10 protein-coding genes are annotated in these 15,153 nt (G+C 72.3%); 5 read left to right on the top strand and 5 right to left on the bottom strand.

The features are described from left to right. Window positions 1–35: 35 nt before the first annotated feature. The 4 genes from ABTW64_RS08520 to ABTW64_RS08505 all read right to left on the bottom strand — a co-directional run bounded on the left by ABTW64_RS08520 (window position 36) and on the right by ABTW64_RS08505 (window position 5,720). Entirely contained in the window at window positions 36–3,323 is a 3,288-nt protein-coding gene (locus tag ABTW64_RS08520; RefSeq protein WP_350621285.1) for a hypothetical protein, read from the bottom strand. A 106-nt stretch (window positions 3,324–3,429) separates the two neighbouring features. Then, a complete protein-coding gene (locus ABTW64_RS08515; protein ID WP_350621283.1) occupies window positions 3,430–4,233 on the bottom strand; it encodes a hypothetical protein in 804 nt (267 codons plus the stop codon). Window positions 4,234–4,383: 150 nt separating this feature from the next. Beyond that, entirely contained in the window at window positions 4,384–5,376 is a 993-nt protein-coding gene (locus tag ABTW64_RS08510; protein WP_350621281.1) for a pirin family protein, read from the bottom strand. Continuing rightward, a complete protein-coding gene (locus ABTW64_RS08505) occupies window positions 5,373–5,720 on the bottom strand; it encodes a GNAT family N-acetyltransferase (RefSeq protein WP_350621279.1) in 348 nt (115 codons plus the stop codon). The genes ABTW64_RS08510 and ABTW64_RS08505 overlap by 4 nt, the downstream gene beginning before the upstream one ends. Before the next feature lie 151 nt (window positions 5,721–5,871). Between ABTW64_RS08505 and recQ the strand changes: the two genes are divergently transcribed. From recQ to ABTW64_RS08485, 4 genes are all read left to right on the top strand, one after another. Further along, window positions 5,872–7,944: a DNA helicase RecQ gene (gene recQ, locus ABTW64_RS08500; protein ID WP_502892314.1), complete on the top strand. Its 2,073-nt coding sequence runs from the start codon at window positions 5,872–5,874 to the stop codon at window positions 7,942–7,944. Window positions 7,945–8,061: 117 nt separating this feature from the next. Next, on the top strand, window positions 8,062–9,234 hold the full coding sequence (locus tag ABTW64_RS08495; protein ID WP_350621277.1) for a hypothetical protein: 1,173 nt from the start codon (window positions 8,062–8,064) through the stop codon (window positions 9,232–9,234). A gap of 247 nt (window positions 9,235–9,481) precedes the next feature. Continuing rightward, window positions 9,482–11,992: a choice-of-anchor G family protein gene (locus tag ABTW64_RS08490; RefSeq protein WP_350621275.1), complete on the top strand. Its 2,511-nt coding sequence runs from the start codon at window positions 9,482–9,484 to the stop codon at window positions 11,990–11,992. A gap of 20 nt (window positions 11,993–12,012) precedes the next feature. Beyond that, entirely contained in the window at window positions 12,013–12,801 is a 789-nt protein-coding gene (locus ABTW64_RS08485; RefSeq protein ID WP_350621273.1) for a DUF5819 family protein, read from the top strand. Here the strand turns inward: ABTW64_RS08485 and ABTW64_RS08480 are convergent. Further along, window positions 12,765–13,256, bottom strand: a complete 492-nt coding sequence (locus ABTW64_RS08480) for a hypothetical protein (RefSeq protein WP_350621271.1) — start codon at window positions 13,254–13,256, stop codon at window positions 12,765–12,767. The genes ABTW64_RS08485 and ABTW64_RS08480 overlap by 37 nt on opposite strands. On the opposite strand from ABTW64_RS08480, the gene ABTW64_RS08475 reads away from it, so the two are divergent. After that, complete coding sequence (locus tag ABTW64_RS08475; RefSeq protein ID WP_350621269.1) at window positions 13,231–15,009, top strand: HTTM domain-containing protein; 1,779 nt, start codon at window positions 13,231–13,233, stop codon at window positions 15,007–15,009. The two genes, ABTW64_RS08480 and ABTW64_RS08475, sit on opposite strands and share 26 nt — an antisense overlap. Window positions 15,010–15,153 lie beyond the last annotated feature (144 nt).

Genomic DNA, 15,153 nt, shown 5'->3' with positions numbered 1-15,153 from the left:
CGCCGCTGCTCCCGAGACGGGCTGCTGAGGGCGCGTCAGCTGCGGCGGCCGCGCAGGCGGAGCAGGGCCGTGCCCAGCAGGATCGCGAGGATCGCCGCGATGCCCGCGGCCACGGGCAGCGTGCCGCCCGTGGCAGGCAGGTCGCCGGTCGGGCCGGGCGCGGCCGTGTCGTCCGGATCGTCCGGAATTCCGGGGTCGCCGGTGTCAGACGGCGTCGGCGCCGGCGAGTCGGTCGGGGTCGGGTCGGGCGTCGGGGTCGGGTCGGGCGTAGGCGTCGGGTCGGGCGTCGGGGTCGGGTCGGGCGTCGGGGTCGGGGTCGGCGACGGCGGAACGCTGGCATTCGACGCCACGCACTCGGCGATCGCGCCCGTCAGCAGGGCGAAGTCGCCGGGGAACCCCGCGACCGGGTCGCCGGCCGAGCTGCACGTCATGTCGTCCAGGGCGTAGCCCTCGGGGATCTCGATCTCCTCGAGCGCGTACTGCTGCTCGGGCACGAGGCTCTGCTCCTCGCTCGCGGCGAAGACGTGCGTCTGCGGATCCGGGATGAGCACGGGGTCGTTCGCCGACAGCCGGAACGACCACTCCGACGGATCCGCGGCCGGCGAGCCGTCGACGACCTTGTCGACCGTGAGCAGCGCCGTGGAGTTGATCGCGACGCACGTGTACGACATCCCGAGCGGCACGATCACCGCTCCCTCGGCGCCGAGCGACGTGTCGCGCAGACGGCCGTCTCCGGCCCGGCACGCCCACGACCCGGAGGACTGCGGGAACAGCAGCGGCCGCGTCCGGATGTCCTGCTGGCGGTAGTGGTGCATGTAGTGGTCCGGTGCGGGCGTCGGCACGCTCTCGGCGAGCTGGTACGTCGCATCGGGCACGACGAGCGCGTTCGTCACGGACGCGTCGCCCGAGTTGCCGCTCAGCTGCCCCGGGATGGGCTCGTAGCCGCCGGGTCCGTAGGCGGTGAGGTCCCACATCGCCTCGCCCTCGGCGGTGTCCAGCGGGCCGTTGGCGACGTCCTTGACCAGCGTCAGGCGGCTTTCGCACGTGACCACGTTCCGGATCGTCCACTCGTTGATGCCCGGCGAGAGGGGCTGATCGGCGAGCCCCGTCTCGGGCAGGTCGGCGAAGTCCCCTCCGTCCTCGGGCCCGCCGGGCCTGATTCCGGCGTCGCCCTCGGTGCACAGGGGCAGCGCCGCGCTGATCGCCACGGTCTCGTCGATCGAGACGGTGCTCAGTGCCGGGTCCGGCGAGGCGGCGTCATACCCGCCGCGCTCGGTGCTCCACGGCTGGTCTGTCGCATCCGTCGTCCCGGGGCCGGTGAGCGCGAGCTGCGCGCGCAGACCGGTCGGCTGCTCGCCCTCGGGGTAGACGGCCACGCCTAGCGTGCTGTGCACCTCCCACTCCTTGTGCACCAGCACGCTCGCGGGCACGGCATCGGGCGGCGCCTGGTTGTACATGACGCACGTCACCATCTCCTCGACTCCCACGCCCACCGTGAACGCCCCCGGGCCGTCCTGCGTGACGGGCACGTCGACGTCGGTGCCCGTCGATCGCTCGACGCAGGCGGTCTCATCCGGCAGCGGGGTGTAGCCCGGCTGCGAGGCGAGGTCCTCTTCGATCCGGATGGCGGCGGGCGACTCGGCGGGATCGGCGAACGCGACGTCGAACGACACGCCGCCTGTGGCCGGGTCGGTGAGGGCGTACGGCGGGGTCGCGGGCGTGAGCGTCACGCCGGGCGTCGCGGTCGTCGCCTCGAATCCCCACTGCGTCGGAGGGGTGATGGCGTCGGCCACCGTGCCGCCCGGGGGCACCACCCGCTTGACGACCGAGACCGTGGGTGCGCAGGTCTGCAGCACGAGATCGCGCATCGCCGCCGCGGCCACCGCCCAGTCGGTGGTCTGAACGAAGTCGGCCTCGAGCAGGTTGGACGTCTGGGTCGGATCGGTCGGGTCGGGGGAGGCGGAGTACTCGTTCTGGCCCGAGATCGTGCGCAGGTTGTACGCGGTGTACGGGTCGCCCATGCCGGATCCGACGCCGAACGCCAGGATGCGGGTGTCCTGCGACTTGAGCAGGTTGGCCGACGCCAGGCCCGTGCCGAGCTCGCGGAAGCGCGTGTATCCGCTGTTCGGGTCGCGGGGCGACCCGAAGGTGTTCAGGGGGTTGGGTCCGTACACGGTGGGGTTGCCGTCGGTGAGGAACAGCACGAGGTCGAGGTGGTCGGAGGCGCCGGGCTCTCCGTTGGCCTCGGCCGCGGCGAAGAGGCCCCGGTCCCAGTTGGTGTAGTTCGTCGGCCACGCGCGGGTGCGCCACGACTCGTACTGGTCCTTGAACGCCTCCGCCTCGGCGGTGGTCGCGACCGACTGCAGCCCCGTGTTCGCGCCGAAGCCGTTGGCGGGCGAGTCCGTTCCGAAGGTCATGAGGGCGACCGAGGACGGGGTGCCGCGCAGCGCGTCGACGAACGAGTCCATGACGTCCACCAGTTGGCCCTGCGCGTTCGACGTCGCGATCGAGCTGGAGACGTCCACGACCAGGCCGACGTTCATCCCGCAGCGCTCTGCGAAAGCGGGGTTGTAGCGCGACAGCGGCGTGACGCCGCCCGACGCGATGCGGCGAGTGAACTCGGAGTATCCGCCGCTGGGCTGGGAGGGCGTGGCGGGAGTGGTGCTCAGTCCCGGGTCCGTGATCCAGTCGCGACCGGCGAGGTACTCCTGCCCCGCGACGAGCTGCGGCGTCTGGAACACATGGCGGATCGACACCCGATTGGTGTTCTGCAGGGGCGCGGTCTGCCACCAGGGGTTCGCGTAGTAGTCGAAGCCGTCGAGCTGCGGGGTGTCCGAGTAGGTGAGCGCGGCCGCCCAGAGTCGCGTGCCCTGAGGCACGCCGGCGCCGGGCTGGCACGGCACGGGGAACCGGTCACGCGGGTTCGTGGGGTTCTGCTGACACGCGACGATGTCGCCCGACCGGATGGGCACCCGGAAGACGCAGTCGCCATCGGCATCCGAACGGCACTGGAACAGCAGCGACCCTGGCGGGAGGTCGCGTGCGTCCACGTAGCCGTCGATCTCGCGGATGTCGGCATCGGGCGGGGCCGCGAAGAGACCGAAGACCGCGTTGGGGAGGGGCGCGATGCCGTAGTCCTCTGTGCGCGTGTCGCCGATGTACATCTGCACGACCGCTTCGCTGCCGCCGGCCTCGGGCACGACGGCCGAGGCGCGCTCCGAGGGCGAGAGCAGGGCCGGCACAGCGATCAGCAGGCCTACCGCCAGCACGGCGGCGAGCACGCCCGCGAGAAGACGACGGATCCGGTGGGTGGTGACGAGCACTGCTGCTCCCTCCAACGACGTGGATGGGGTCAGCCTAAGCCCGGGGCGCCTGTCACGCTCGACTTTTTTCGACGCGGGATCTCGAGCCCCGCAGGGGGCGGTCCGGTCACCGCCGTCGGGCGGAACCGAGCAGCAGCAGACCACCGCCGATCGCCGCCACGGCCAGGCCGTGGATGACGAGGATGCGCACTCCCTCATCCTGCGCGAGAGCGCTGCCCGACGCCTGCGCGGTCAGATCCAGAGCGACGCCGCCCGCCGCGAGCAGCGCGCCGACGCCCACCAGGACGGCGCCCGCGATCCGCAGCCGCCGTGACGGCGTGCGCGCGAGGATCGCCGCGGCCAGCAGCGCGCCGGCCGCGGTCCACGCGGGAGCGGCGAGCGCGGCTGCCAGCAGGCCGAGCATCAGCAGAGGCATCACAGGCGAGACGCCGAGCATCAGCGAAAGCTCGAGGGCGGTGAGCGCGGCGGCGATCACGACGGCGGCCAGCGCGCCGAGCACGAGCATGGTCGAGCGCGCCGCACGGCGCCCCACCGGCAGGATGAGCGCCAGTGCCTGCACGCCGACGAGCGCGCCGAGCGTCATCGTCCGCTGCACACCGGCCGCGTCCAGCCCGAGCACCAGCGACATCAGGACAGCGGCGGCCCAGGCCGTCGCGACCGTCGTGAACGCGAACTGGATCGCCTCGCCCCACGAGGTGCGCTCTCTCCCTCTGACGGGGCGGCCGGCCGTGATGCGGGGACGGGTGGGACGGCCCGGGGAGTCCGCGGGGCCGGTGTCTTCGTCGGGCGCGGGCGACGCGGTCGACGGCGACTGCGCGGCGGGCTCAGCCGCGCTCTCTCCCCCGGCGGCCGCCGCCTCGCGCAGCGCTCGCCTCGAGAGCGGTGCGCCGGAGCCGTCGTGAGCGCTCATCCGTCTCCCTTCGGTGGCCGCGCGCCGCACACGTGCGCGGCACCGGCGATCGTCCGCCGCGGTCAGACGCGACAAACATGCTGGAGTCTCAGGATATCGGCCGCGAGATGGTCCGCGGCGATGCCCAGACGGGCGGCCGAGGGCAGCGCGTCAGACCCGGCGTCGGCGGGGCGTGAGACGCACGTGCGGCATGGGCGGCGCGGGGATCCGCTGCTGCGGATCGTGGGTCACGACGCGGCCGAAGCGATCCGACCCCGCCTCCCACTCCTCCCGGGCCGCGACGATCTCGTCATGGTCGCGCCCCACGAAGTTCCACCACATCACGAGGTCGTCCTCGAACGGCTCGCCGCCGAGCAGGAAGAACATCCCCCCGCTCTCGCTCGACACCTCGACGTGATCGCGACTCACGCCCAGGTAGAAGAGGTCGAGCGGGCCCAGCGAGGTCGGCTCGCCGTGGCGTCCCGCGTGCGCGAGCAGGTCGCCCTCGACGGCGGCGATCGCGTGCTCCCATTCGGGGCGCAACGGGATCCGCACGCGAGAGCCCGGTGTCAGCACGACCTCCGCTCCGACGATCGGCGTGTGGACGGTGGCGGGCGAGACGGCCCCCGCCAGCTCCCCGACGACCACGGTCGCCGCGGCGTCCGCGCCCTCGCTCGCGTGCAGCGTCAGGGACGGCAGGTCGCCGTGGCGCTCGAAGTCGGGTGCGCCGTGCCGGCGCGCTTCGGGCAGCGCGATCCACAGCTGCAGCGCGTCGAGCGGCGCGGGCTCGTCTCCCACCGAGTACTCGGAGTGCGAGATGCCGCGTCCCGAGGTCATGATGTTCAGCACGCCGCGGCTGATCGTCACGTCGCTGTCGAGGCTGTCGCGGTGGCGCACCTCGCCCACGAGCGGCCACGTCACGGTCTGCAGGCCGATGTGCGGATGCGGGTCGACACGCATCACGGCGTCCTGGGGTCCGAAGCGATCGAAGAAGCACCATGCCCCGACCGTGGGGAGGTCGCGCTGCGGCAGCGAGCGCTGCACCGCCATCGCGCGGACCCCGCCCAGCGGCACCTCACGCGGCGCCAGCAGAAGCTCACGGGGCCCGTCGCAGCTGTCGGAGCGGAGGGATTCGACACCCGCCTCGACGTCGTGTCTGGTCACTCCGGAGACTCCCCCTGCGTGGCGGAGTCGAGCGGCGTGTCACCCGGCCATTCGACGATCGCTCCGGCGACCTCGTTCTGCTGCAGGTGCGCCGCGATGAACGGGCACAGGGGGATGATCGTGTCGCCGCGCTGGGCGACGTCGGCGAGGGCCTCGGACGCGAGCGTGTCGCCGAGTCCCTGCCCACGGAAGGCCGGATCGATCTCCGTGGCGGTGAAGCGCACGCGCCCCGTGCCCTGTTCGAACGATGCGTATCCCGCGAGCGTGCCGTGGTGCGTCTCGTCCGAGACGTGCAGCTCGTAGCGGCTCTCGGCATCATTCCTGGTGACCTTCACGTCCGCCATGACAGCTCCTTCCGTCCGCCTGCCATCCGTCGGTCAGCCACGCTACGGTCTGCCGCCGACACAGGAAAGCCCCGTCGTCCCCAGGGCTGCCCGACGCGCGGTCGCTCCACACCCAGGGGACGCGTCGGAGGTCCCGCCTACACTCGAGCACGTGACCCCGAGCACGCCCGAGCCCCATCCCCGCTGGGGCTCCTGGGCGCCCGCGGACCCGTCCGATCAGGGCGGTCCCGGCGACTGGGTCCCCTATGACGACGCGCCGTACGCAGGCGATCCCTTCGCAGACCCGCCGCCCGACGCGTTCGACGATCCGTACGCCGACGTGCCGCCGCCCGACGAGGGGATGGCTCCGCGGTCGCCGGGTGGATGGGCCGCGCCGGCAGCCGGTCAGACCGTGGGCGTCCGTGCATCGCAGCACGCGACCCCGCTCGACGCGCTGAAGACGGTGTACGGATACGACGCGTTCCGCGGCGACCAGCGGCAGATCGTCGAGCACGTCGTGGCGGGCGGAGATGCGGTCGTCCTGATGCCCACCGGCGGCGGCAAGAGCGTCTGCTACCAGGTCCCGGCGCTGGTGCGCGAGGGCACCGGCCTGGTCGTGTCGCCGCTCATCGCACTCATGCACGATCAGGTCGACGCGCTGGTGGCCAACGGCGTGCGTGCGGCGTATCTCAACTCGACCCAGACGTCGGATGAGCGCGCCCGCGTCGAGCGCGCGTACGTCGCGGGCGAGCTCGACCTCCTGTACGTCGCGCCCGAGCGGCTCAGCGGCGAGCCGACACTGCGCCTGCTGGAGCGCGGCACGCTCAGCGTGATCGCGATCGACGAGGCGCACTGCGTCTCGCAGTGGGGTCACGACTTCCGGCCCGACTACCTCGCGCTCGGAGGGCTGGCGGCGCGTTTCCCCGGCGTTCCACGACTGGCGCTCACGGCGACGGCGACGCCCGCGACGCACCGCGAGATCACCGAGCGGCTGCGGCTCCCCGATGCCCGTCACTTCGTCGCGAGCTTCGATCGCCCGAACATCCGGTACCGCATCGAGGCGAAGACCGAGGCGCGGGCGCAGCTGCTCTCGTTCATCCGCTCCCAGCCCGACGGCTCCGCCGGCATCGTTTACGCGCTCAGTCGCAAGGCGGTCGAGCAGACGGCTGAGTACCTGGTGCGCCACGGGATCGACGCGATCCCGTACCACGCCGGTCTCGATGCGGAGATCCGCGCCCGGCACCAGTCGCGCTTCCTGCGCGAGGACGGCGTCGTGGTCGTGGCGACGATCGCCTTCGGCATGGGCATCGACAAGCCGGACGTCCGCTTCGTCGCGCACATCGACCTCCCGAAGTCGGTGGAGGGCTACTACCAGGAGACGGGCCGTGCGGGTCGCGACGGCGAGCCCGCGCAGGCCTGGATGGCGTATGGCCTGGGCGACGTCGTGCAGCAGCGGCGCCTCATCCAGCAGGGGCAGGGCGACAGGGCGACACAGCAGCGGCAGGGGCGGCATCTCGACGCGATGCTCGCGCTCTGCGAGACCGTCGGCTGCCGACGACAGAACCTCCTGTCCTATTTCGGGCAGGAGTCCGAGCCGTGCGGCAACTGCGACACGTGCCTGACTCCGCCCGAGACATGGGACGGACTCGTTCCCGCACAGAAGCTGCTGTCGACGGTCGTCCGGCTCCAGCGCGAGCGCAACCAGTCGTTCGGTGCGAGCCACATCATCGACATCCTGCGCGGCGCGTCGACCGAGCGCATCCGCAGGATGGGCCACGAGGCGCTCGCCACGTACGGAATCGGCGCCGATCTGTCGGAGCAGGACTGGCGCAGCGTCGTGCGCCAGCTGCTGGCGCGGGGCCTGCTCGTCGCGCAGGGCGAGTACGGCACGCTGGGGCTCAGCGACGCGAGCGCGGGAGTCCTGCGCGGTGAGACGCCCGTGCCGCTGCGGCGCGACGTCATCGGCCGGCCAGCGCGCGCCTCGAGTGGGGCGCGCAGGGCCTCGGTCGCCGACCAGCTCGCGCCCGAGCATCGCGGGCTCTTCGAATCGCTGCGCTCCTGGCGTTCCGAGCAGGCGCGAGAGCAGGGAGTGCCGGCGTACATCGTGTTCGGCGACGCGACCCTGCGCGCGCTGGCCGAGCATCGGCCCTCGTCGATCGAGGCGCTCTCGCGCATTCCGGGCATCGGCGAACGCAAGCGCGAGGCATACGGCGACGCGGTGCTGGCCGTGATCGCCGCGGCCTGAGCGCCGGGTACTTCTGCCCTCTCCGGCCCTTGAGCTCCGTGCCGACGCACACCGGCATCGTGATATCTTGGCGGCCGATATCGCCTGCCCACGCGGCGATGCCACCCTGGGGAGCACATGACCGAGCACGAGAGCGCAGACGAGGCGCCCGCCGCCGAGGCGGCCCCGACCGACGCGCCCGCCGCCGCCGAGGCGGTCGCGGCGCCGCGTCGGCGCGGCACGTACCTGCCCGCGGCCGAGCCGGTCACGCCGAAGTCGATCGACGAGGCTGCCGACCTCATCATGCCGATCTACGCCGAGCCCGTGGTCCGCAAGGGGGCCACGCGCGCGGCCGGTGCGCTGCCGGCCTCGACTGAGCTCACGTTCGAGGCGGACCCCGACCGCACCGCCGCCACGCGCCTGCGCCGCGGCGGCCAGATCGCGACCGCGGGCCTGGCAGCCGCGGTGATCGCGGTCGTCGCCTCGGCGTTCGCCCCCACCCCCGACAGCGGCGCGAGTACGGCGTATGACTCGCCGGCGATCGCCGACACCGCGATGGGGGCGTATCCGTCTGCCGTCGGGCAGCCGATGGCGGCCGAGGGCGGACGCGTCAGCGTCGATCTGCACCGCGGCGACGAGGAGTCGGCGGCGGGCGACCAGCCCAGCATCTTCGGCATCCCGCTGCCGGATGTGCTGCCGTTCATCGAGAGCGCTGTCGAGGCGGTGGGAGGCGCCGACGGTGCTGACGCGTTCGCCGGGCCCCGCCAGCCGGGATCGGCCGGCGGGGGCTCGGGCGACAGCGGCGATGCATCGCAGCCCGCGGCGCCGGGCGGATCCGCCGCTCCGGGGTCGTCGAGTCCGTCCCCATCGACCCCTTCGGCGTCGACCCCTTCAGCGTCGAGCCCTTCGGTGTCGAGCCCTTCCGCGTCCACCCCATCCGGGCCGACCGGCGCGCCCTCGGTGCCGGTCCCCACGGCTCCGGCACCCAGTGCGACGGCCCCCGCCCCGGAGCCGAGCGCCACGACGCCGCCGGCCCCTGTGAAGGCCCCGCTGGCCGTGAGTGCGTCATGTCGTGACGATCTGGATCTGCTCGGGCTGGGCGTGCTCACGTCGAACACGTGCACGGTGACGGCCACGGGCGAGCCGGGCGCTACCGTGCAGCTCACCTACGGTCGCACCGCGTGGCGACAGGTGACCCTCGACGGCTCGGGCCGTGCCACCCAGACGGTGCGCAGCGTCGATGTGGTCGGCCTGTTCGGTCTCTTGAACGAGCTGCTCAACGGCAGCGAATTCGACGGCTACTACCTCTGACGTCCCCCACGTCGGCCTCCATGTGCCCGGATGGAGGCCGACGTGGTGTCTGGGCGTCCGGAGCGCCACGGGTCGCGCCAGCGACTCGCGCGCGGTCCTCCTTCGATCTCAGCGTGTCGCGATCGCGATCTTCTGAGATGTTGGATTATCGATCTTTCCGAACTTCCGACATACTGGTTCGGATCGGTCATGCCCTCGCGCGCTTCGGGGGCTCCGGGCCGCAGCTCTCGAATCACGTTGGAGACTCATGGAACAGTCAGAGGAGACCACGGCGCAGCGCCCGATGCGCAAGTGGTACGAAAAGGGGGGACTGGCTCCCGTCGCGGCTCTCGCCACGGCGAGCCTGGTCGCCTCCGGCGTCGCGTTCGCGGCGACCGGTGCGAACGTCGGTGCGTCGGCTGCGGCCGACGCGGACGCCGAGGCGCTCGCGCAGGTCATCGGCGGCCTGGCGCTCAACCAGCCGCTCACGGTGTCCGAGGCCTACACGGCCTACCCCGAGGGTGGCGAGGTGACCACGCCGCTCAACGTGGACGCGCTCGGCCTGCTCAACCTCGACCTCGGTTCGGGCATCAACCTTCCGCTGGCCAGCCTGCCTGGCGCCGGTGGACTGCTTGAGCTCGGCAACGTCGGGGCGCTCAACGCCTATTCGCTGACCGAGGCGCCCGGCACGCACGCCGTCGCGCACTCGGGCACGGTGGGCGCCGACGGCTCCGTCGACCTCGACACCGTCCGTGGCAGCAGCGACGACTTCGCCACGGTCGACCTCACCTCGCTTCTCGCGGGCGTGGGCGTCGACACCACCGGCCTTGTCGACGCGCTGGCGCTGGAGATCGGCGCGGTCGCTTCGGCGGCCGAGCTGAACGAGGGCAGCATCGCCCAGCGCGACTACGCGCTCGCCGGCGTCGACCTCGTGCTCGACAGCCCGCTCGTGGCGAACCTCGTCGCGACGCTCGACACGCAGCTGACGCAGACTGTCGGCGTCGTGGACGAGCAGATCGTCAACGGCCTCGTCCCCGAGCTCGTCGAGGCGCTCGACCTCAACCTGCTCGGACTGGCGAGCGTGACCGTGGGCGGTCAGGACTCGGCGATCGAGGTCGGCGGCCTCACGGAGGGCGTCGACGCCCTGCTGCAGGACCTGCTGCTGACTCCGATCCAGGATGACAACGGCGTGCTCTCGATCGACCTCGCGACCGGCGAGATCCTCGTGAGCGTCGACAAGCTCTACGAGGGCGGCAGCCTCAACGGCCTCCCCGCCAACACGCAGGTGCTGCAGAGCGAGCAGCTCACGCAGATCACCAACGCGCTCTCCAACGCGCTCGGCAAGATCACGACGCGCGTCTCCGACGGGCTCGCGTCGCTGACGGACGCGGTGACGATCGACATCACGCTGCCGATCGACGTCAGCACCGCGCTGACCGGCTCGGTGGCGAACGGCCAGGTCGAGGTGCACCTGGACGGGGCGGACATCCTCGCCGGCACCATCCCGGCCGATGCGATCACGGTTCCCAGCCTGACGGCCGCCGGCCTGGACCTGACCGGTCTGACCGACCTGGTGCTGCCGGCCGTGACCGACCTGCTGAACCCGCTGCTCGGCACGGTGGTCTCGCCGCTGCTCGACGGACTGACCGGTCAGCTCGAGACGACGCTGAACGACGTCCTGCAGCCGCTGCTCGCGCAGCTGAGCCCGGTGTTCGAGGCCCTGTCGCAGGTCGTGGCGCTGACCGTCAACTACCAGCCGGCCACGTTCGCCATCGACGGTGTGGAGTACACGAACGCCGCTGCGGATGCGACGACGGGTGAGGCGATCAGCATCGCCGCCCTCAACCTGAAGGTGCTGCCGTCGCAGGCGGGCCTCGTCGACCTGTCGCTCGCGTCGTCGTCGGTGCGCGCGCTGGCCGAGGCGCCGGTCGAGCCGACGCCCGAGCCCACCGACCCGGGTACGGACGCCGGCACGGACACGGACGCCGGCACCGACACCGATGCGGGCACGGACACGGACGCCGGCACGGACACCGATGCGGGCACGGACACGGACGCCGGCACCGACACCGACGCGGGCACGGACACCGACGCTGACGGGGGCGTGACCACGCCGCCGACGATCGACGGCAAGGACCCGGTCGACCCGGGCGAGGAGCTCCCGATCGAGTGCGCCGACTGGCCGGCCAACACGGACGTGACCATCACGGTCGTCGACTCCGAGGGCAACGTCATCGGCACGCCCATCGTCGTCACCACGGACGAGAACGGCAACTGCCCGCCCGACACCGCGTACCCGATCCCGGGCGACACCGAGCCCGGCCCGGCGAAGGTGACCGGTCGCGACGACAACGGCAACTCCGCCGAGGACGCCATCACGATCGGCGAGCCGATCTCGATGGAGCTCGAGTACGACGTGCGTCGTGCGGGCGAGACGCAGATCGCCTACGGCTACGGCTTCGAGCCGGGTGAGACGGTCGAGGCGACGATGTACTCGACGCCTCGCGTCGTGGGCACCGACGTCGCCGACGAGAACGGCGTCGTCACCTACGAGTGGGAGATCCTGGCGACGGACGAGATCGGTCAGCACACGGTCGAGCTGGTGGGCGAGCTCTCGGGCTCCGTGGACGACACCTTCCAGGTCGTCGCGGCGCGCAGCCTCGCGGCCACGGGCGCCGACCTCGGCTCGCTCTTCCCGTTCGGGATGCTGATCATCGCCGCCGGTGCGGCGCTGGTCCTGGCGTCGCGCCGTAACGGAGTGGCCTCGCTCGACGCGTGAGCAGCTCCACTCCTCAGGGGATGACCTCTCCTGAAAAGCGCCGTGGCGGTCCGGGTTCGTCCCGGGCCGCCACGGCCACGCCTGTGGCCAAGCGCCTCGTGCTCGTCGCGATGGCGCTCTTCACGGCGTGGCACCTCTTTGCCAGCTTCCTCTGGATCGCGCCCGCATCGCCGGTGCGCGAGGTGCTGCCTCAGGGGCTGCTGCGCAGCTACATGATGCCGATGTTCGGACAGAGCTGGTCGGTCTTCGCGCCCAGCCCCATCCGTTCGGACTTCCATCTCGAGGTGCGCGCGGCCGTCGACGAGGGGGGCGATGAGCTCACCACGACTCCCTGGACGCGTGCGACGCTCTCCGAGCTGTCCCGCGTGCAGCACAATCTCTTTCCTCCGCGCTCGGCGGAGATCGGCTTCAACGTGGCGATGCAGCTCTACGAGGCATACGCCGACCTGTCCGAACAGGCGCGGGAGGACGTCGGGGCGAGCCGGGTCGAGGACGACTGGCTCCACCGGCTGGAAGGCGAGCTGTCGGAAGACCCGGACGGGCGCGCCTACCTCGCCGCCGAGCGCAAGGCAGTGGCCTACGCGACCCAGGTGGCCTACGCCGTCTGGGGGGACGACGTCGTACGGGTTCAGGTGCGCGTCAGCAGCGATCCCGTCCGCGCCTTCGACAAACGGAATGAGGCGCGCACGCCCAAACCGGAGCCCGTCGTGCGCACACCGGGGTGGCGCGGCACGCTCGAGTACGACGGACAGTCACGCGAGCAGTTCCGCGACTACTTCTGCTCGGCTCCGATCGGACTGTGCCCATGACTGACGACCTCCGCGTGACGCTCGAGCGCGTACCGCCGTTCCTGAAGCTCGTGGCCGTCGCCGGATGGCGTGCGCTTCGCGACGGCGTCATCGCGCTCCTGCGGTTCTGCGAGAAGTGGCTCACCGAGCGCCGCCGCGCGCGATACGGGATCGCGGTCATGCGCATCCTGCTCGGCGTCGTGGGCTTCGGTCTGCTGTGGACGAACTATCCGGCGCGCTCCTATCTCTTCGGCCCGGCATCGTTCTGGTCCGGCGAGCAGCTGGACCGGCAGAACGAGCTGCTGGCCAACCCGCTGTTCGGCCTCGGGCACGTGGCGTCCGGGAGCCTGTTCTGGTTCACCGTGGTGTACCTGCTGGCGGCCGCGCTGGCGCTGGGCGTGGTCGCGGGGTACCGCATCCGGCTGGTGCTGCCGCTGTTCCTCGCGGTGTATGTCGGAATCGTGGCTCAACAGCATCGGCGGCGATCAGGGCGACAACATCTACCGCATCTGTCTCTTCTGGCTGATGTTCGCCGATTCCGCGGGCGTGCTGTCGGTCGACGCGCGGCGCAGGATGCGCCTTGGCGATGCCGCGGAACGCCCAGACGCGACGCGGCCGCCGCTCGTCCGGCTCGGGGGACTCTGGCGTGGGGAGCGGCTTCTGCCCGTCTGGCTGCGGAACGCGATGCACAACGTGGTGATCGTGATCCTGGCCGTGCAGGTGTCGATGGTCTACGTCTCCGGCGGGCTCTACAAGGCGGGAGGCGACCGCTGGGCCGATGGCACCGCTGTGTACGGCCCGTTGCATGTGGCCGTCTACGAGACGTGGCCCGGTATCAGCGACATGCTGACGGCCTGGGCTCCGATGGTGGTCGCGGCATCCTGGGGGTCCATCCTGCTGCAGGTGTCGTTCCCGTTCATGCTGATGCACCGCGTGACGCGCGTGATCGCCCTGATCGGGATTCTCAGCTTCCACGCCGCGATCGGGCTGTTCCTCGGACTGCCCTGGTTCTCGCTCTCCATGGTCGCCATCGACGCGATCTTCGTGCGCGACGAGACATGGCGTGCGCTGGGAACCGCGATCGTGCGCGCATGGCGCGCGAGCCGTGCGGGCGCCCCGCCCGCCGGTGCGCGGACGGCGCAGGCGATGACGCCGACGGACGCGCGCGAGCCTGCGCAGCTGCCGGTGCGGCGCGACAGGGTGCGTGGCGGCAGGCCCGCCGTCGCGAAGCCGACCCGGACCGTGCCCGCGACGGTGCCGCCCACGCCCGTCGCTCCGCCGGTGGTCACCGCCCCCGGGGCCCCGGGCGCGCCGCGGAAGGTCGCGAGCGTCGCAGCGGAGGGAGCGGTGCCCCCGATCTTCAAAGCCGGCCCGCCCGAGACGGCGGCCGATGTCGAGCCGTCGACGCCGGCCCCCAGGGCGGCGGCCCCCAAGGCGGCCACCCCGGCGGCGGCGACTGCGGTCCCGACGCCGGCGCAGCCTTCGGAGCCGACGGACGAACCCGTCCCCACGCCGGGTCGCGCGCGCGGGGTGTTCGGGCGTCTCGGAAAGTTGAAGGCTCGGCCATCCGACTCGGCCACCGATGCCTCGAGCGCCGATGCCTCGGTCGCTCAGGTCGCGCCGCGTGAGGGGAAAGCGCTCCCCGCAGGCGCTCCGCAGCCCGCCGTGTCGGCGCCCCCTGCGCCGAAGCCTGCGCTGGCGCCGGCTACGAAACCGGCCGGGGTTCAGAAGCCGACCGCCGTGTCGAAGCCTGCATCGGCGCCCAAGCCGGCGCCTGCGGCTGCGCCGCCGAAGCCCGCACCCGCACCTGCGCCGAAGCCCGCACCCGCACCTGCGCCGAAGCCGGCCGCCGTGCCGAAGCCCGCACCCGCACCTGCGCCGAAGCCGGCCGCCGTGCCGAAGCCCGCACCCGCACCTGCGCCGAAGCCGGCCGCCGTGCCAAAGCCGGCGCCGAAGCCGGCACCTGTGCCAAAGCCCGCGCCGGTGGGGAAGCCCCAGCCGAAGCCCGCTCTGCCCGCCCCGACGGTGAAGCCCGCCGCGGTGCGCAGGATCGCCAGCGGCGAGCTGCCGGCGTGGGCTCGCCCCGGCGCGACGCCGGACGGCGCGCGCCCGGCCCGTGCCTCGGCGCCCGTGGCGACGCCGACCGAGGGCGTCGCGCCCGCCTCCCCGAAGAGGCCGGCGTGGCTCGACGAGGTCGCAGCGCGGGCGAAGGCGGAGCGGCAGGGCTGATGCGCGGAGGGCGACGTCCGTCTGTGGCGGGAACACATCCTGTCTGGGCGACGCCCGGCGCGAGCCTGTCGAAGCCGGACAAGGAGTTTCCGGCTCGCTTGTCGGCGTCCTACCGTTGAGACACATAGCGCCCGCACCCGGTTG

This window comes from Microbacterium sp. NPDC096154 (assembly GCF_040302945.1).
In the GTDB taxonomy this organism is placed as follows: domain Bacteria; phylum Actinomycetota; class Actinomycetes; order Actinomycetales; family Microbacteriaceae; genus Microbacterium.
The sequence above is the reverse complement of the archived record's forward strand: the minus strand, read 5'-3'. Positions and strand labels throughout refer to the sequence as shown.